14 protein-coding genes are annotated in these 17,447 nt (G+C 59.3%); 7 read left to right on the top strand and 7 right to left on the bottom strand.

All coding sequences use genetic code 11. The annotated features are described in order from the left end of the window. Positions 1-7: 7 nt before the first annotated feature. Both R4P64_RS16395 and R4P64_RS16390 read right to left on the bottom strand, forming a co-directional pair. The gene (locus R4P64_RS16395) at positions 8-1,498 is read right to left on the bottom strand and encodes a hypothetical protein (protein WP_317821760.1); all 1,491 of its coding nucleotides are present in this window, start codon (positions 1,496-1,498) and stop codon (positions 8-10) included. A gap of 141 nt (positions 1,499-1,639) precedes the next feature. Further along, positions 1,640-2,434: a PD40 domain-containing protein gene (locus tag R4P64_RS16390; protein WP_045067809.1), complete on the bottom strand. Its 795-nt coding sequence runs from the start codon at positions 2,432-2,434 to the stop codon at positions 1,640-1,642. A gap of 278 nt (positions 2,435-2,712) precedes the next feature. On the opposite strand from R4P64_RS16390, the gene R4P64_RS16385 reads away from it, so the two are divergent. The 3 genes from R4P64_RS16385 to R4P64_RS16375 all read left to right on the top strand — a co-directional run bounded on the left by R4P64_RS16385 (position 2,713) and on the right by R4P64_RS16375 (position 4,885). Next, positions 2,713-3,204 carry a hypothetical protein gene (locus R4P64_RS16385; protein WP_095886341.1) on the top strand — a complete coding sequence of 164 codons (492 nt, stop codon included), beginning with the start codon at positions 2,713-2,715 and terminating at the stop codon, positions 3,202-3,204. A gap of 4 nt (positions 3,205-3,208) precedes the next feature. Next, a complete protein-coding gene (locus R4P64_RS16380; RefSeq protein ID WP_179300728.1) occupies positions 3,209-3,358 on the top strand; it encodes a hypothetical protein in 150 nt (49 codons plus the stop codon). Positions 3,359-4,012: 654 nt separating this feature from the next. Next, positions 4,013-4,885, top strand: coding sequence for a TIGR03620 family F420-dependent LLM class oxidoreductase (locus R4P64_RS16375; RefSeq protein WP_317821756.1), 873 nt, complete (start codon positions 4,013-4,015; stop codon positions 4,883-4,885). 7 nt (positions 4,886-4,892) lie between these two features. Here R4P64_RS16375 and R4P64_RS16370 read toward each other — a convergent pair whose 3' ends face one another. Next, positions 4,893-5,447, bottom strand: coding sequence for a hypothetical protein (locus R4P64_RS16370; protein WP_317821754.1), 555 nt, complete (start codon positions 5,445-5,447; stop codon positions 4,893-4,895). A gap of 171 nt (positions 5,448-5,618) precedes the next feature. Between R4P64_RS16370 and R4P64_RS16365 the strand changes: the two genes are divergently transcribed. The 3 genes from R4P64_RS16365 (at position 5,619) to R4P64_RS16355 (ending at position 10,896) form a co-directional block, all read left to right on the top strand. Next, positions 5,619-6,092: a carboxymuconolactone decarboxylase family protein gene (locus R4P64_RS16365; RefSeq protein ID WP_317821752.1), complete on the top strand. Its 474-nt coding sequence runs from the start codon at positions 5,619-5,621 to the stop codon at positions 6,090-6,092. Positions 6,093-6,803: 711 nt separating this feature from the next. Beyond that, a complete protein-coding gene (locus R4P64_RS16360; RefSeq protein WP_317821751.1) occupies positions 6,804-10,028 on the top strand; it encodes an HAD-IA family hydrolase in 3,225 nt (1,074 codons plus the stop codon). A gap of 13 nt (positions 10,029-10,041) precedes the next feature. After that, positions 10,042-10,896, top strand: coding sequence for a DUF1206 domain-containing protein (locus tag R4P64_RS16355; protein ID WP_116103364.1), 855 nt, complete (start codon positions 10,042-10,044; stop codon positions 10,894-10,896). On the opposite strand, the gene R4P64_RS16350 is transcribed toward R4P64_RS16355, so the two are convergent. The 3 genes from R4P64_RS16350 to R4P64_RS16340 form a co-directional block, all read right to left on the bottom strand. After that, positions 10,897-12,726, bottom strand: coding sequence for an AMP-dependent synthetase/ligase (locus tag R4P64_RS16350; RefSeq protein WP_411742686.1), 1,830 nt, complete (start codon positions 12,724-12,726; stop codon positions 10,897-10,899). A 47-nt stretch (positions 12,727-12,773) separates the two neighbouring features. Beyond that, entirely contained in the window at positions 12,774-14,183 is a 1,410-nt protein-coding gene (locus R4P64_RS16345) for an aldehyde dehydrogenase family protein (protein WP_317821749.1), read from the bottom strand. Between the two features lie 244 nt (positions 14,184-14,427). Further along, positions 14,428-14,808, bottom strand: coding sequence for a PPOX class F420-dependent oxidoreductase (locus R4P64_RS16340; RefSeq protein WP_092807777.1), 381 nt, complete (start codon positions 14,806-14,808; stop codon positions 14,428-14,430). Between the two features lie 191 nt (positions 14,809-14,999). Here R4P64_RS16340 and R4P64_RS16335 point away from each other — a divergent pair, with 191 nt between their 5' ends. After that, the gene (locus tag R4P64_RS16335) at positions 15,000-16,634 is read left to right on the top strand and encodes a GMC oxidoreductase (RefSeq protein ID WP_317821748.1); all 1,635 of its coding nucleotides are present in this window, start codon (positions 15,000-15,002) and stop codon (positions 16,632-16,634) included. Positions 16,635-16,640: 6 nt separating this feature from the next. Here the strand turns inward: R4P64_RS16335 and R4P64_RS16330 are convergent, their stop codons facing one another. Next, on the bottom strand, positions 16,641-17,441 hold the full coding sequence (locus tag R4P64_RS16330; RefSeq protein WP_141485652.1) for a hypothetical protein: 801 nt from the start codon (positions 17,439-17,441) through the stop codon (positions 16,641-16,643). Positions 17,442-17,447: the final 6 nt, after the last annotated feature.

The raw sequence follows: 17,447 nt of genomic DNA, 5'->3' as shown, positions 1-17,447 counted from the left end.
GTTTGTGTTAGCCGCCGACTCGAATTACTCCAGTGATCGTCCCTTGAAGGTAGTCAGCACTCGAATTGATCAGCGCGGACATCTGCAAGGTGTCGTTGACGATGGTCCCGGGTAGATCCCGCGACGCAAGCACCTCCCCGGTGTTTGGATCGATCACCGTGAACGCAAAGCCGTCGAGCGGGGTGGTGCTGTCGGATGAAAGCGGAAGCCCTTGACGAACGACGGTGTACAAATTTCCGTCGGCAGTCGACAGATGCGGCACGGCAGAACTACGAGCGTCGTTGTCCCACACTGTGTGGCATCCGGTTCCAGCATTATCGACATCGACTCGCGTCATGCCGCCGACAAACGGTGCACTCGCGGGTACCGCGGGCCCGGCGCCTTCGGGCACCGTCGGGTAGGGATAGCCGTAAGTGCCGGCCACGAACACCGAGTTGCCGATACCAATCGGCGAGTTCTCGCTGCCTGGCCCTGCGGTACTGAGAACTTTTTGACTGCAGACCATTTCACCGGTCGCAGCTCGGTAGACCAAGAGATGCACCTGAGTGTCGGCATTGTCGACGATCGTCACGTAGTCGTCCCCATTGGGGCCGAAATAGGTTGGCGTGGAACCGGTTCCCCAGCTGAGTTGACCTGGCTTGCGGGCACTGCCACGGTCGTACGGTGCACGCCAATCTATTGTCGGGGTGCCGTCCTGCGCGGCGCTGAGCTGGTACAGCGCGTGAGTAGTCGCGACGGCGGTGCCGAACGCCGAGGTAGAGATGCTGTTCTGCACTTCCTCGCCGGCCGGCAATTGCAGTGTGCGGGCGACTCCTCCCCCGTCGACGCTACCGACGCGACCGGCACCAGTTGCAAACCACACGTTGCCTTGCCAGTCCGGTGCGAGGCCGGTGACATTGTCGCCGTCGGGAATTGACGAGGTCAGATCAACTGATTGGTCGACGAAGAGTCGCCAACCGCCGTTTGGCTTCTGTTCGTGCTGCACCCGCACCAGCATGCGGTTACCATCCACCGCAACAAGCCGGTTGTCGTTGTCCAGGTACGCATAGACACCGCCGAGCAAGCTGCCTTTCGCAAGTTCAAGTTGCGCAACGGAAGCAGCAGGTGAGAATGATTCGACCGATGAACCCGCCGATCCGGTGCCGAGCGCCGACGTGTCTATCAGGTGCACCGTCGGAGTCTGGCCGAGGATGCTGGTACACAGCGCAAGAACCAATCCATCGGATCCCTCGAGCAGTGTCGGGCATGCTGCAGCCAAGGGAAGCGGATCAACGGCTAATTTCCCGGTGCCCGGACCACTGAGCGGTGTCGCATCGGAGGAACCGGCGTCACCGTGCATCGTCGAGGTACCCATGGGTCCGAGGAACGGGTTGGGAGCGGCGAGTGGACCCCAGGATGTGGACTGAGCGGATGCGTTGCCACCGCCTGCTGCAATCAGTACCGCGGTCAGAGCTGTCAGAACCAGTCGGCCCCTCGTCCCGCTCGGCACTTTCTGCATCGCATCTCCGTTCCCCGTGGGAGTGTTTTTCGCGGACGACAGACAGAGACCCGCGCTATGTGCGGTTCGAGTCGACCACACATTTGTTTGCGGCCAGGCCTATTCCCGAAAAATTGCGACAATTACCCCAAAAGGTTGTCGTTACGCATATCCGCCCCAACTGGGGGCTTGAGCGATCAGCGATTTCGAGGTCAACAGCCGTGGTTCGCTGCCGTCTGGGTTCATGACCCAGATACCCACCAGGGTGCGAGGTTCAGCTACCCCGTGCGTGTAGACGATCTTCGAGCCGTCTGGCGAATACACGGCTCCGACATCATGTTCCGTCGTAAGTGCGCGAATGTCCTTACCGTCGGCTGTCATCACATATGTCTCGGATTGGTTCTTCCCGCCACGGTTGCTTGAGAAGACGATGGTCGACCCATCCGGCGAATAGGCGGGATCGGAGTTCCAGTACTGGTCACGCAGCACCTGGAACCATCCGGTGCCGTCAGCCGAAAACCCTGCGATGTAGCCGTTTTCGTTGAAGATGATCTTCGTTCCGTCCGGGGAGAACGAAGGAAAAGACCTACTCGGGATGCTGCGATCGTCATTCACCTCCGGTGAGAGTTGTTGCCGATCGGAACCGTCAGCATTGATCAGGCAAATCCCGCCGACGCAGCCGAATACGATTTTCGAACCATCCGGCGAGAAATTGGGGGAACCGCCGCGGTCGGTCACGGTCGTCTGCTCGGTTCCGTCGACGTTCATCACCGCGATCCCAGATCCGCGGGTGTAAGCAATCTTGCTTCCATCCGGAGCGACAGCAGGGTCGGACGCGTATTCAGAGTAGTTGTCGTCAGTGATGGTGGTGGTGAGCTGGCGAAGGCCGCTCCCGTCCGGCTTCATCGTGTAAATCGAACCGTCGCCATCTGCAAAGGCAATGATTTCTGTCGCCACGTCATGTTCGGGTTCAGGGCTGCTACAAGCCGCGACGAAGAACATGGTAAGAGCCGCAACAACGATGACTCTTGATTTGCTCGATCGAAGCCAACCGTAATTTCTGCGAACTCTCATCATCGACCTCAGCTCCCTAACCGTGAGGACCAGGAACCTGGCCAACTATTACTGCGAGTGTGCCAGGGCCGACGGGCACTCAAGTCCCAGACAGCAATGACAACCCTACGATTTCTTGCCGCAGTCACGACGCGCGCAGGGCCAACTGCTCTAATCAACCAATGACGATCACAGGATTGATAGAGGTCGAGCACCACACGTTTCTCATCTCGGCGGCCGACGCCGATCCCACCGACACATACACCACCGGCCAGGTTTTCGACGCCGGCAACCACCTCATCTCCGTTCACACCGGAATCGCCTACGGTCCCGTTAATGTCACACTTGAACTGTTGTCCGGTGAAGACCACATTTTCGAAAACGGTGGACCTTATATCGATCTCGACGCATGGGACAACATCGAAGAAGTCACCGTCGTGTGCCGCGAACCCATGCTTTTCATCACCTTGGCAAACGAGATCGTCGAAGAATTCGGGAAGCTCACCTCCCACCGAGGTGCTCGGCACTTCCGCATCGCCACCCGTGGACGAGCATCGCACTGGGACCTCGACGTCGACACCCCCACCGAGGACTACCTCATCCAGACCTGGCCCACAGGCGGACCTTCGATGATCCGCGAGATCAAAGCCACCGATGGCGTCTGGAAAGAATGAGCGCATGCAGATTCGATCGCGGTTCGGCTTGCGCGAACTGATACCGCTCTATGTTGTTCCGTCGCTGTACACGTCAGACCTCAACGCAGCACCCAGACCGCTCGCCCTACCGGCGATCAGTTCGGAATCGAGCTGCTTCTTCTCTCTGCTGTGAGAGAGGCGTATCAGCCCCATAGTAGGTCGTGACGTCGCCGAGTTCGCTCGCCGATTATGCATACGCGCGGATGATCCCGCCTGCGCGAGCACAATTGCCACGCGGCGGTCGACCGGGTGATCTGTACTTTCGTATCGCGCCGGAAAGCTGTATCCAACGGTGACGGCCTGGATGCTGGACTCGGACCCGGCGCTGCGCCGGTGTCGGTGCCGACAAATACGTCGATGCCGTCACCGTCGCCGCCGTTTGTGCCGGCAAGGTATCCCGTAGTCGACCGGATAGACGGCGTGGGGAATACGCGGATGGGCATCGCTATCGTCTGGACTGAGGGCCGACAACGAGGTCAACGAGCTTCTCGATATCAAACGCCGGTTCACTGTGTTGCGAAACTGCTGCAAGGCGAGTTGGGAATACCAAGGCTGCAAGGACAGTGTCCGCCACCAGAGAGTTCCACCTACTCGAGATCGCCCCGGCTACCTATCTACTGACCTAATACACTCCAGCAAGACACCAAGCTCACCCGCAGGGCAACTATTTGGCAACGGCGCGAACGTGATTGGACGGTCCTCTACCGCCAAGGAACTCTCGTCTCCGACCCAACACTGAACGTGGTGATTCATCACCCTCAGGTGGATCAATAGCTAGGCTCACGTTATGACACGACAAGTAAGTGCATGGGGTGGCGCGCTCTGGCTGAGTCCGCAACATCGCGAGGCAGCACTCGACGCAGCTCGCGAACTCGACGAGTTGGGTTACACGCGGTTGTGGACGTCAGGCGGTTTCGGAGAAGGCCTGCCTGCCGTGTACGGCGAAGTGCTATCTGCGACAACGCGAATCGGTGTCGCCAGCGGCATTGTCAGCATCTGGCATGCTGACCCCACCGAAACCGCCCAAGCCGTCAGCGCCCTCGAGCGCGACTACCCTGGCCGCTTTCTCCTGGGAGTAGGAACCAGCCACGCACCGATCGTCGATGCGAAGGCGCAGCACACCTACACCAAGCCTTACACCCACATGGTCCAGTACCTGGACGCTTTGGACGCCGCACCTGTACCGGTCCCCGCCAATCGCCGAGTCCTGGCAGCCCTCGGCCCTCGCATGCTGAAGCTGTCGGCTGCCAGATCGGCCGGAGCACACCCCTACTTTGTCCCGCCAGAACACACAGCGCTTGCCCGCGAGATTCTCGGAGCCGAGCCACTGCTCGCACCTGAAGTTGCCGTAGTCCTTGAAGAGGACGAAACCATTGCCCGCGGGATCGCCCGCGAATACATGCGCGGCTACCTGTCGTTGCCGAACTACTCGGACAACCTCCGCCGTCTGGGGTACACCGACAAGGATTTGTTGGACGGAGGTAGCGACGCTCTGATGGACACGCTGATTCCGTGGGGTGACCTCGAACGTGTCTGTGCCGGCATCGAAGCGCACTACGAAGCGGGCGCCGACGAAGTAGCAATCCAAGTGCTCACTGCAGACCCGACTTCCTTCCCAGCGGCAGAATATCGGGATCTTGCCACGGCACTGATCGCCTGACAGGCACCTAGAACACTTGCACGAACGTGTACCAATCACCGTCGAATTCCTGGTAGCCGATGTCGCCGTCATGTCTGGGAACGCCGAGATACGGCGCCCCGCCCGGCAGGTACGCCAGACCGATCGAATTGATCAGCCCGCCTTCGATGAAGAACAGACACCCGTGCTCAACTGACTCGATCCGCCTGACCTGATACACACTTATTCGACGGTCAGTCGACGACGTCGAGCATTCCTGGGCCTCGGCAGCCAGTGAGTCCTTCGACGCCATGAACGCAATTCGCGACGGCACCGACAGCGCTACAAGTGCACATGTGAGGAGAACGAGCGCCGGCGCAATCAAACTCCAGCGCAAGGCTCGAAATTTGAACCACCCAATCAGGCTGAGTATCAACCACACTGCACCCAGGGCAGCGAGCACGGCCATGGCGAGCGCGAAGTACACGTACGAAGCGAGTGGCACAGCACTCCACAGGGCAACACCACAAGCGCCGGCAACGAGCAGCGATGTGATCCCGACGAGCACAGTCCACCAAGCCTCAGGGCCCACCGCTTCGCTCATCTGGCGACTCTGGCATACGACGATGCGCACGGTGCCGAAACAGGACACACCACTCGAGCGCCAGCGGTGTAAAAAGCAATTCCTCGTCACTAACGTGGAACTCGGAGCGATCACCGTGGAACTCGGAGCGATCACGGCTCGCTCCCCCAGCAGACGCAAAAGGAGGACCACGTGAGCACCATCGAAAGTCGGCCCCACGCCACCCAACGACTGTCTGTCACCGCCATAGACCCCGAGGCGTACAAAGGCATGCTGGCCATCGAGAAATATGTCCACGCCGGCGACCTCGAATCGAAAACACTCCATCTCCTGAAAATCCGTGCCTCGCAGATCAACGGCTGCGCCTACTGTCTGGACATGCACACAACCGAATCCCGAAAAGACGGCGAGGATCAACGCCGGCTGGACGTATTAGCGGCCTGGAGAGAAGCGTCGTCGTGGTTCAGCGACGCCGAGCAGGCCGTCTTGGAATTGACGGAAGAAGTGACGCTCATCGGGAAAGGCGGCGTTTCGGATGCAGTCTGGGCGCGAGTGAAGGCGTCATACTCCGAGAATCAGATCATTCGCCTCTTGATGGCAATCTCAGCGATCAACACTTGGAATCGGCTCGCCATCTCAACCCATCAGGAGCTCGCCCCGCTTTAACACTATGCGGACAAGGAATAGAACGGGACTGCATTCCGGGATGCAGATAATTTGATGAATAAATAGATTTCGTATTCAATCAGAGTCGAATACATGGCCGGCGCTGCACGTTCCGCAAACGACAGTTGGTGCTGCGTACGCACCTTAATAGGGCGTACGCAGCACCTGTCGTCACTTACATTATTCCACGGTCTCCGGCGAGTCCGATGAGAATGAATCCACGAATGCGATCAACTTTTGCAGCACTGCCGAGATATCGAAATCTTCCAAACTACCCATTTCAATCTTCCCTTCCGTGGTGAGGTTGAATCAATCCTTGCAACACCGAATGTAGATCATGTTTTGTCATCGCGCACAGCATCTCCACCGAAGAGTCGAAAATACGACAATCAGCAAGACATGGGTTAATTTCGCGTATACAGCCTGCTCAACCGACTGTAATGCGCATATTAATCCCACCTGAAATGCTGGTGAAAAAATTCAAGCTAATCTTCGGAAAAGTTATCGGAACCCGCGTGGCGAAATATTTTGCACACCAACACGCGATGGCATGCTGCGCATCGACACTCTCTCCGGAATATCCGATACCGTGAAGGGAGCCGCATTTCCGAAGGGAGCGAGATTGGTAATCCACGTAGGCACTTCTAGTTTCGACGCGAGCGAAGCCCTCCCTACCTCGATCCAATCGCCCAGATCACCAGCGCCACTGCCATGACGATTTGGCGGGCAGATGAAACTCTTCGGGCGTCGATCGTCATCGACGGCAAGGTCTTCCGAGCCGTCTTGTTCGACATGGACGGTGTGGTCACCGACACCGCGAAAGTTCATCTCGCGGCCTGGCGGCGACTTTTCCACTACCTGACCGAGCGAGGCGAGGTCGGCGATGTGGAACTCAGCGACAACGACTACCGACGATATATCGACGGCAAAGCGCGAGCTCAGGGCCTGCAGTCGTATCTCACGTCGCGCGATGTGGTTCTCCCGCTGGAAAATTCGGAAGGCTCCCCGAATGCGGTTACCATCACCGACCTTCTCGGGCGCAAGAATACGTACTTCCTCGAAGAGCTTGGTCGACATCGTGTCGAAGTGATCGTTCCCACGGTCCGGTGGATTCAGCAGTTGCGGTCGGCCGGCGTCCACACAGCGATTGTCTCGGCAAGCAGAAACGCGAAGTTCGTACTCGACAGCGCCCACCTGGCAAACCTCTTCGATATCCGCTGTGACGGCATCGACGCCGCAAAGCGCGGCCTTGCAGGGAAACCGAACCCCGACACCTATCTGGAAGCTGCAGCGCGCCTGTCAGTCCCACCATCTGAGTGTGTTGTCATCGAGGACGCGACCGCCGGAATCCGCGCTGCCAATTCCGGCGGCTTCGGCCTCAGTATCGGACTGGGCCCGGCGGAGAACGTTGCCGACCTGATCGGCAGCGGAGCCGACTTCGTGGTGTCCGACGTCAGCGAAATCGATTACCACTTCGTCACCTCTGCCTCGGCAGAGGGCGACAACGACGATGCTGCGTGCGAACTATGTACCGACGGCGCCGACCCGTCCTGGTCCCTCGAATACCGCGGCCTCAGCCCCGACACCGCTGGGCTGCGGGAAACACTGTTGACACAGGGGAACGGCTATTTCGCCACCCGCGGAGCGCTCCCGGAATCACATGACGACGGCGTGCACTACCCCGGCACATACATCGCCGGGTGCTACAACAGATTGACTTCGGAGGCAGCGGGTAGGTCTCGCGACGACGAAAGTGCCGTCAATATTCCGGATTGGACGGTATTCACCGTGGCCGGACCCGACGGCCAGTGGCTTGGGAGCGGGTCCCATCTGATCGATCATCACCATGAAGAACTCGATCTACGCTGCGGGACGGTTCGGCGTGAGACGACTTTCCGCGACATCACCGGCCGAGTCACCAGAATTCGTCAACAACGATTCGTATCGATGGACGATCCCCACCTCGCAGCAATCTGCACGACGATCATCCCCGAAAACTGGGACGGCACTGTCCATGTGCGCTCAGGAATCAATGCAGCCGTGTCCAACAACAACGTCCCGGAATATTCCTTACTGGCGAATCACCACCTCACCGTCATTTCCGCAGAAGCGGTTGATCACGAACGTGTTTCGACGACAGTCGAAACGTCGACCTCACATATCCGTGTGTCGCAGTGTGAACGGTTGAGAGTCCGGTTCGATGACGGGTCGACGCCGCAACACACACGGCGCGTGGACGTCAGCGAAAATTCCGTCGCACAGTTGGTCACATACACGGCAACATCGGGTCAGCCCGTAGTTTTCGAAAAAACCATGTCGCTCTTCACATCTCGTGACCACGCAATAGCGGAACCCGAACATGCTGCACGGGAACACGCAATCGATGCGGCCGATCACCGCGAATTGTTCCGCCGGCATTGCATCGCGTGGGAGCTTCTGTGGCACAAATTTGCCATCACTCTGGGCTCCGATGTCACAACATCTTTGGCCGCCAACGTCCAGCTCGTTCACGCACTGCAGACCCTGTCCGCGCACACCATCGATCTCGACGTGGGCGTTCCGGCGCGAGGACTACACGGCGAGGCCTATCGCGGGCACGTGTTCTGGGACGAATTGTTTGTCACGCCAATCCTTACTCTGCGCCTACCCGAATTGACACGATCATTGCTGCTGTATCGAAGTCGCCGACTTCGACAGGCAAAGAGCAATGCCGGAAAGACAGGACACGATGGCGCACTGTTCCCCTGGCAGAGCGGTAGCGATGGGCGCGAGGAAACGCCGACTGCACTGTTCAATCCGCGATCCAAGCGCTGGATGCCCGACAATTCCCGACGTCAGCATCACGTGAACCTCGCCGTCGCATACAACGTATGGCACTACTGGCAAACAACCACCGACCTCGAATTTCTCAGGAATCACGCGGTCGAACTTCTAGTCGAAAATGCGCGCTTTTGGATCAGCCGGGCTGACTACGACGCCACCGATGACCGATACGACGTCCGGGGCATCATGGGCCCGGACGAATTTCATGACGGCTATCCAGGTCGCCCTGGCGAAGGCATCGACAACAATACGTACGTCAACATCATGACGGAGTGGTCACTGATGCGAGCGCTCGACGCCGTCGAGATTCTCGGCCGCACAAGCCGATCCATCACCGAAGACCTCGAGGTCACAGAATCCGAGTTGGCGGCCTGGGACAAGATGAGTCGTCGTCTGCGCCTCACCTTCCTTCCGAATGGCCTGCTCGCGCAATTCGAGGGTTTCGATACCCTCAAAGAACTGGATTGGGCAGACTACCGATCCCGGTACCTCGATATCGGTCGGCTCGATCTCATTCTCGAAGCTGAAGGCGACTCGACCGTCCACTACAAGGCATCCAAGCAAGCAGACTTACTCATGCTGCTGTATGTATTTTCCGCGGAGGAACTGACCGATCTGATCACACGGTTGGGTTACCACTTCGATCCGTCGTCGATTCCGTCCATGATCGATTACTATCTGTCCCGCACCACGCACGGATCGACTCTCAGCCGAATCGCGCACACCTGGGTGCTCGTCCGCGGTAATCGTTCGCAATCATGGGACATGCTTCGCAGCGCGCTCGCGTCGGATCTCTCGGACTCCCAGCATGGCCGTACGCGAGAGGGCATTCACCTCGCTGCGATGGCGGGCGCGATCGATATTCTCGAACGCTGTTACACCGGCCTCGACTTCCGTGACGATGTCGTGTGGTTGCATCCGCAATTGCCGATCGAACTGAGCGAACTTGCCTTCACGATCTACTACCGTGGCCATCGATTGCAGATCCAATGCACACATTCTTCAGTGACCGTATCGTCGGAGACGAAAGATGCTGCACCGATCGAACTTTCGATCGACGGCAGCAGTCACATAGTATTACCAGGATCGTCCGTAACCGTTTCCGCCCAGTAACTGGAGATCCAACATGCCTCACACCAACCCGGACGATCCAAATTCCGCGTCGACGGGATACAACAACTCGTCCTCTACCGCCGGCCAAGTCGCCCAGAACAGCATCTTCGAGCGTATTGCCCGAGCAGGCTTCGTCGGGAGCGGCATCGTTCACCTGATCATCGGCTACATCGCCATCCGCCTCGCTCTCGGGGGCGGCGGCGGAACCGCAGACCAGTCCGGGGCGATGACAGAACTGGCGAACAAGCCGGGTGGCGGCTTGGCGCTCTGGATCGGCGTCGTCGTATTTGCAGCTATGGGCCTGTGGCGGGTGGTTGAAGGTGTACTCGGCAGTTCGTCCAGGCCCGATGCCAACAAGAAATTGTCGCGGATATTCGATCGAATCAAGGCGTTCTCCCTGGCCGCGGTCTACTTTGCATTTGCGTTCACCTCGTGGGGTTTTGCACGCGGAATCGGCAAATCCAGCAGCAGCCAGAGCACCGGGATCACCGCGCGTCTGATGCAATCCGGTGTCGGTTCGGTCGCACTCGTTGTCGGTGCTCTGGTCATTGTCGCGATCGGCGGTTACCACGTGTACAAGGGAGCCAGCCAGAACTTCCTCGACGACCTCGATGGGCCCACCAGTGATCTGGTTCGACGCCTCGGCACGGTTGGGTATATCGCCAAGGGATTGGCCATTGCGGCAGTGGGTGTGCTTGTGATCGTTGCGGTGATCCAATCGGCCCCCGATAAGTCCTCCGGCCTCGACGGTGCCCTGAAAACCCTCGGCGCCCAACCTTACGGAGTCGCACTCCTGGTGGCCGCGGGACTTGGCATCATCACCTACGGTCTCTACTCCTTCGCTATGGCCCGATCGGCCAAGATGTGATCAACCCACGTTGATGACACCGTCATACCTGCGTTCTGCGTAGAGCGCTTTGATCGTGTCGGCATACTTACTCGCGATCGGTGTGCGCCGCAACTTCATCGTCGGCGTCAGTTCATCACCGCCTGGAACCCACGCCGATGGAATAATCGAAAAGCGTTTCACCTGTTCAACTCTGGATAGTTTTGCGTTTCCAGCCCTGACTGCCAGTGTTGCCTCTTCCACGATCTTCGGGTGTGCTGCCAAATCCGCGAGTTGCGCTCCGGGCACCCCTAGGGCCTCTGCTCGCAGATCAGTGACGTCCGGATCCAGCGTCACCAGCGCGGTGACATACCTCTGGTTGTTACCGATCGCGACAACTTGAGCGATCAACGACGAGGATGCCTTGACAGCATTCTCGATATTGTTGGGCGCCAGGTTCTTTCCCGACGAATTGACGATGAGTTCTTTCTTGCGGTCGACGATGGTCAGGTTGCCGTTGTCATCGCACTTTCCGATATCGCCAGTCGCCATCCAGCCGTCCGAATCGATTGTTTCAGCGGTCTTCTCGGGCTGATTGCGGTATCCGCGCATCACGATCGGTCCTCGTACCAGAACTTCACCGTCAGCTGCGAGTCTGATTTCGACGCCCGTGACGGGTTTACCCACTGTCCCGATCTTCAGATTGTCGGCCGTGGTCATCGCACCGAGGCCGATAGTTTCCGACATCCCCCAGATCTCGAGCAACGGGATACCCAAGCCGGTGAAGTACTCGAGGATCTCGACAGGAATAGCCGCTGCGCCTGTGAAAGCCAACCTGAGCTGATCGAACCCCAACGCGGTCCGCACCTTCGAAAACACCAAGGTGTCGGCGACCCGGTATTGCAGTTGCAACGCCCGCCCCCGTGGTGTCCCGTTCAGAGTCGCTCTCGCCGCTCGCGCACCCACAGCGAAAGACCACGCCGCCAACTTGGACGTGATCGGGTTTGTTTCCGCTGCCAGCTTTGCCTCAATTCCGGCCTTGATCTTCATCCAGACCCGTGGGACACCGACGAACATGGTCGGCCGGACATCGGACAGCGCGGACATCAAGTCGCGCAGATCTCCGACCGCCGTGATTTGCACACCAAAGATCTGGTTGGCGCCGTGCGTGGAAATCCGATCCGCAATGTGCGCCGACGGCAGGTACGAGATAGCCCGGTCCTCGAATCCGAGGTCGAAGCCGGCTATCGCCCTGGCGGCAGCGATTGCGTTGCGCTGCGTGACCTCCACACCTTTAGGGGGACCGGTGGTACCCGAGGTGTAGACAAGGGTCACCAAATCGTCCGGTGTCACCGCTCGCCACGACGCCTCGAAATCGAAGTTCGCGGCTGGATTCGATTCGATCTCCGCCAACTCGAGTGCTCCATCCGCCGGGCCGTCCACGGTGACGATGTGCTCGAATGTCACGCGAGATGCTGCGATCGGCGACAGGAACACCTGCTCGGTGACGACCACCTTGTTGCCCGCATCGGTAAACAGAAATTGGAGTTGTTCTGGCGCGCTGGTGTTGTACACCGAAAACGGAATAGCTCCTAGATGCGTGATTGCAGTATCCACGAGATTGAATTCCGGCCGGTTGGTGAGCATGAGCCCGACGGTGTCGCCGCGCCGAACGCCTAGTTCGGCCAGTCCACTGGCGATGGCCTCGACACGCCGCGCGTATTCACGCCAGGTCACCTCCTGATGTCCGCCAGGAGTCCGCAACGCGACTTTGTCGGGGTGCATCCGCGCGGTGTGCTGGAACGCCTCTACTGCGGTACGCACTTCGTTTCCCGACGGATGGACAAGAACTATGTCATCGGTGCCATCGATCATCACTTCTCCTGCCGACATCGAAATCGATTGCCGAAGTCGAGGATTCAGAACACTCTGCGCATGATCTTCACGGAACGCGCGGAATACGGAGGATAGACGAACTTCAGATCAGGCTTGAATGGCTTGACCAGCACAGACTTACGATGACTGAACGCTTCAAAGCCCCACTTTCCGTGGTAGGCGCCCATCCCGCTGTCACCGACACCACCGAACGGCAATTGCGGCACCATCGCGTGCACGGTCACATGATTCACCACTGCCCCACCAGAACTGATCGCATTGACCAGCTTTGTCGCCACGGTTCGCGAACTCGTGAAGTAATACGCAGCAAGTGGTTTGGGTCGCGCGTTGACGAACGTGATCGCCTCGTCGATCGAATCCACGGCGAGCACAGGAAGAATCGGCCCGAAGATCTCCTCCTGCATCACTGCGTCGTCAGGATCGGGGTCGGTGATCACCGTCGGTTCTATCGTGAGGGCATCACGATTCGATCCACCCCCGAACACGATCCGCCCGGAAGTGTCGGCCAGGCTTGCGGCGAGCCTGTCGAACTGCCGCTCGTTGACGATCTGCAATCCCTGGCCCTGCTGATCGGCGCGAAACTGCGTGAGAGTGTCGATGATGCGACGCACCAATTGTTCGTGGATCGACCGTTCCGCGAGCACGTAGTCGGGCGCAAGGCATGTCTGTCCCGAGTTGAACAACTTCGCCCACGCAACGCGTCTGGCTACGACATCCATTTCGGCGTCGGCAGCGACGACGACCGGGCTCTTGCCACCAAGTTCGAGCAGTACCGGCGTCAAGTCCGGCGCCGCTCTTGCCAGGATCTTGCGCCCGATCTCGGTACCGCCCGTGAACAACACCTTGTCAGGGCCTTGGGACAATAGTTCCTGCGTCACTTGTGCATCGCCTTCGACAACCACAACGGCCTCTGGATCGACGTACCGCGGCAGCCAATGAGCCAGCAGTGCGGACGTCGCAGGAGCCCCTTCCGACGGTTTGACGATGACTACGTTGCCCGCAGCAAGTGCTGCAACAAGTGGGACGAGAGTGAGATAGACGGGATAGTTCCAGGCTCCGATCACGAGCACGACACCGCGCGGCTCGTACTGGACCCAGCCGACTGCCGGCAGTTGGTTCAGCGGGAGCGGTTGTGGTCGCCGACGCATCCACCAGCGCAGACGTTTTCGCGCGTAGGTCGCCTCTGCCTTGACGAGTGCGACGTCAGCGAGCCACGCCTCCATCTCACTGCGTCCGAGATCTTCCGCAAGAGCCGCCGCTATCTCCTGCTCGCGTTCGTCGAGAAATCGTTCGATTCCCCCGATCTGGCCTTTGCGCCAGTCTGCTTTACGGGTCCGGCCACCTGCATACGCTTCCCGAAGCTGAGCCACGATAGGCGCGACATCAGATTCTGCGGACGAACCCTTGGAATGTGATTGATTGGTGAGCGTCATGGGAAACTCCGTCAGATCGAAGATCTGGACATGCCGATGAGGGCGAGCACCCATTGTGATGGTGCGTCTGTGCTGGTGCGTCGCACACACCGACATGTCCAGCGTATCGACCCGAGCCACACCATTCGATGGCTAGGAATGGATCTCCACATTCGCTACACTGCGGCACGTTAGTCGTCAGCTCGACTGATCAGTTCATCCAATCATGTTGTCCACAAACACTATTCATCGAATAGACACCCGACTATGTTTCGGAAATCGCGATTCCGACAGTTCCGGTCTTGCCGCGACGGAGGAGACTGCCCTTCATGGTGAGCCAGCCGATGATTCCGTAGCGACGAGCAATCGCATCGCGGGCATGATCGGTTCCAGGCCCGTCGAGGATTTCTGCCTTCGCGGCGACCGGGTCACCCTTGGGGTTTCCGCGAGCATCGCACACTGCAACGGTCACGGACGGGTTCCGCCTGATCCGCTTCACCTTGTAGGAATCGGTCACCGTCCACACCAGCAACCGCTCACCGTCGAGGGCAGCCCATAGCGGCGTTGCGACGGGTGTGCCGTCTTTACGGAATGTGGTGAGCAGGACGTACTTGGATTCTGTCACTCGCTTGAAGTCTGGGGTCACCTGTCGAGGATAGGTGCGAATCGTGGTTATCACGCGGCCGGCATTTCAGACACCGTTCCGCGATCAATCAATATGTCCGGATTGCCGCACTTTAGGGGCTCCAAGCTATGCATGATCCCCAACCGAATTCTCACTCGAGCTATTCTGTCGTTACCTATGTCTTCGAGGTATCGGGAGTTGAGCTTTTCATCATGCAGCGTCGAAGTTTCTTGAAGGCGGCCGGTGTTGGCGCAGCGGTTGCCGCCACGACAACGGTGACGTCCACTGCCGTGAGCCACGCGACGCCGCGGCACACCCTCCCGATGGGCATGGACCACTACCGCAACCTCGTTCCCGAACTATTTGACCCCTCACCAGTCCCCCAGCAGCATTCGGAAGCCATTGTCATCGGCTCCGGATTCGGTGCCAGTGCCACCGCGCTTCGACTCGCGCAGAGCGGGACTCAGGTCACGGTATTGGAACGGGGACTTCGATGGCCTCATGATCCGTATCGCGAAATCCATACCTCGGACCTGCTCGCTGACGGCCGAGGCGTGTTTCGCCGGACGTCGTTCACCAACCTCACCGGGATTCCCGTTGCGTGCGATTACTTCAGTGGAGTTCTCGACGCCACCGATTACGAAAACATGTCGGTATGGCGCGGAGCCGCAGTCGGCGGCGGGTCCGTCATCTTCACCGGCGTGATGATCGCACCCGAACGTAGATTCTTCGACGCCGTGTTCGGCAACTCGTTGAACTACGACGAGATGTCCGCTACCTGGTACCCCAAGGTCCGCCAGATGTTGCGCCTGAGCCCGCTGCCCGAGGATCTCTACCGAACGACGAACTTCGGACATTCGCGTCGGTGGGATCAGGATGCCCGCCGTGCCGGCTTCGATCCGCATCGCATCGACGGCATCTGGAACTGGGACGTCGTTCGCTCCGAACTGAGCGGCGGCTCCCGCCCGTCCGCAACCGTGGGCGACACCAACATGGGCAATTCCAACGGAGCAAAATTCGATCTCACTCAGAACTACATTCCTGCCGCTGAAGCCACGGGCAAGACCACGGTGTGCTTCGGGCATCAGGTGTTGAGCATCGGCCGCGAGAAGGACGGACGATACGTTGTCGACGTCGAATCGAGTGATCCCACCGGCGCCGTGCTGACCAGGCGCACCATTACGTGCGATCGTCTTTTTCTCGGCGCTGGGTCGATCGGAACGTCCGAACTGCTTGTCCGCGCTCAGGCGACCGGCGCCCTGCCGAAGCTCAACGAACACATCGGTAAAGGGTGGGGCACCAACGGCGACGGCGCGATGGTGCGATCCTTCGGGTTCAGCGACGGCTCAGCGCAGGCAGCACCTTCCGCGTCGCGCATCGTCGACGAAACGGGACTGCCTCTGTCTCTCGAGAACTGGCATGCGGCAGGAGTTCCGGTGAACATCGGCATGCTTGCCAGCCTGGGTATGACCCTCGATCCGCAGCGCGCCGATTTCAGCTTCGACGCGCACGCAGACCGTGTTGTTCTCAACTGGCCGCGAAATGGCAGCGCGGCCACGATCGAGGCCTTGCGTGCTGTGCAGAACAAAATGGCCTTTGCAGGTTCGACGCTGCCGTCGGCATTGCCGTTTGCGCAGGACGTCAACTGCTCGTTCACCGCGCATCCACTCGGCGGCGCAGTCTTGGGCAAAGCCACCGACGGTTACGGCCGGGTCAAGGGGTACGACGGTCTGTACGTCATGGACGGAGCGGCGATCCCCGGAAGCACAGGCACGGTCAATCCGTCGTTGACCATCACAGCTCTGGCCGAGCGAAACATCGCGGAGATCATCAACTCGAAGCGCTGAGGCGATCTACCTGCTGAACGGATGGTCCCGGACCCCGATCAGCACACGGCAATCAGGTGAGACCAGCCAGAAATTGTTGTCAGCCTGGATTTCGAACAGCCCTTCATCGATGCTGACCAGCGTCCGCGGGTCCCATTGCGCGAGGGACTGCCGAATTGTGGTGTCGACGTCGGAAGTCAGCGCATGGATACGCGCAAACGCCTGACGGACCCGCACCGTCAGATGCACGGAAGCCGGGTCGAAGGTGTTGGCAAAGTCCTCCGCCAACACCGGCGGACCGATTTCCGGGCGTGGCACTCCCGGACCGCCATGACTACGACCCGAGAAACGCGACTTGACCCCGCTCTTGACCTGCTCCCACGTCCGCTCACGGTGAATCGTCGAATATCCCGTAATCGTGCCTCGATCGGGCGAGAGCACGACGTCGAAACCGTTGCGCGAGAGCCGCAGGTAACCGCCACTCGACGGTCTGCGGGCAGACTTCAGCAGGAAATCCTCGAGCATGTTGCGCAGTTGAAACTCCGCTGCCCGCTCGTCTCCGCCGTGGTGGTAGCGAAAGCTGTCCGTGGCGCGCACCGTAACCCGCACGTCGTGGACATCCTCGACCGAGATGTCGCCGACCGGCAAGTCTCGAGACATGCGGATGTGTTTGGCCGTGCCGTGTGGAACACCGACCGATTCAGGCGCGCCAGACTGCTCGGCCCGCAGAAATCCGTCACACTCATCCGCGCGGCACCAACCGTCGACGTACTCGGTCTGGTTGGTGCAGCGGACGCCGTCCCGTCGGAAACGTGTGCAAACTGACATTCCGCC

The sequence above is a fragment of the Rhodococcus sp. IEGM 1366 genome (genome assembly GCF_033142425.1).
GTDB lineage: Bacteria > Actinomycetota > Actinomycetes > Mycobacteriales > Mycobacteriaceae > Rhodococcus_F > Rhodococcus_F globerula.
This window is presented reverse-complemented; position numbering and strand designations above follow the sequence as displayed.

What these genes read in the sequence shown, in the direction of transcription:
- R4P64_RS16370 (WP_317821754.1), bottom strand. Translation starts at nt 5,447, where the DNA reads ATGAGCGAAGCGGTGGGCCCTGAGGCTTGGTGGACTGTGCTCGTCGGG.
- R4P64_RS16355 (WP_116103364.1), top strand. Translation starts at nt 10,042, where the DNA reads ATGCCTCACACCAACCCGGACGATCCAAATTCCGCGTCGACGGGATAC.
- R4P64_RS16375 (WP_317821756.1), top strand. Translation starts at nt 4,013, where the DNA reads ATGACACGACAAGTAAGTGCATGGGGTGGCGCGCTCTGGCTGAGTCCG.
- R4P64_RS16330 (WP_141485652.1), bottom strand. Translation starts at nt 17,441, where the DNA reads ATGTCAGTTTGCACACGTTTCCGACGGGACGGCGTCCGCTGCACCAAC.
- R4P64_RS16385 (WP_095886341.1), top strand. Translation starts at nt 2,713, where the DNA reads ATGACGATCACAGGATTGATAGAGGTCGAGCACCACACGTTTCTCATC.
- R4P64_RS16335 (WP_317821748.1), top strand. Translation starts at nt 15,000, where the DNA reads ATGCAGCGTCGAAGTTTCTTGAAGGCGGCCGGTGTTGGCGCAGCGGTT.
- R4P64_RS16380 (WP_179300728.1), top strand. Translation starts at nt 3,209, where the DNA reads ATGCAGATTCGATCGCGGTTCGGCTTGCGCGAACTGATACCGCTCTAT.
- R4P64_RS16360 (WP_317821751.1), top strand. Translation starts at nt 6,804, where the DNA reads ATGACGATTTGGCGGGCAGATGAAACTCTTCGGGCGTCGATCGTCATC.
- R4P64_RS16395 (WP_317821760.1), bottom strand. Translation starts at nt 1,498, where the DNA reads ATGCAGAAAGTGCCGAGCGGGACGAGGGGCCGACTGGTTCTGACAGCT.
- R4P64_RS16345 (WP_317821749.1), bottom strand. Translation starts at nt 14,183, where the DNA reads ATGACGCTCACCAATCAATCACATTCCAAGGGTTCGTCCGCAGAATCT.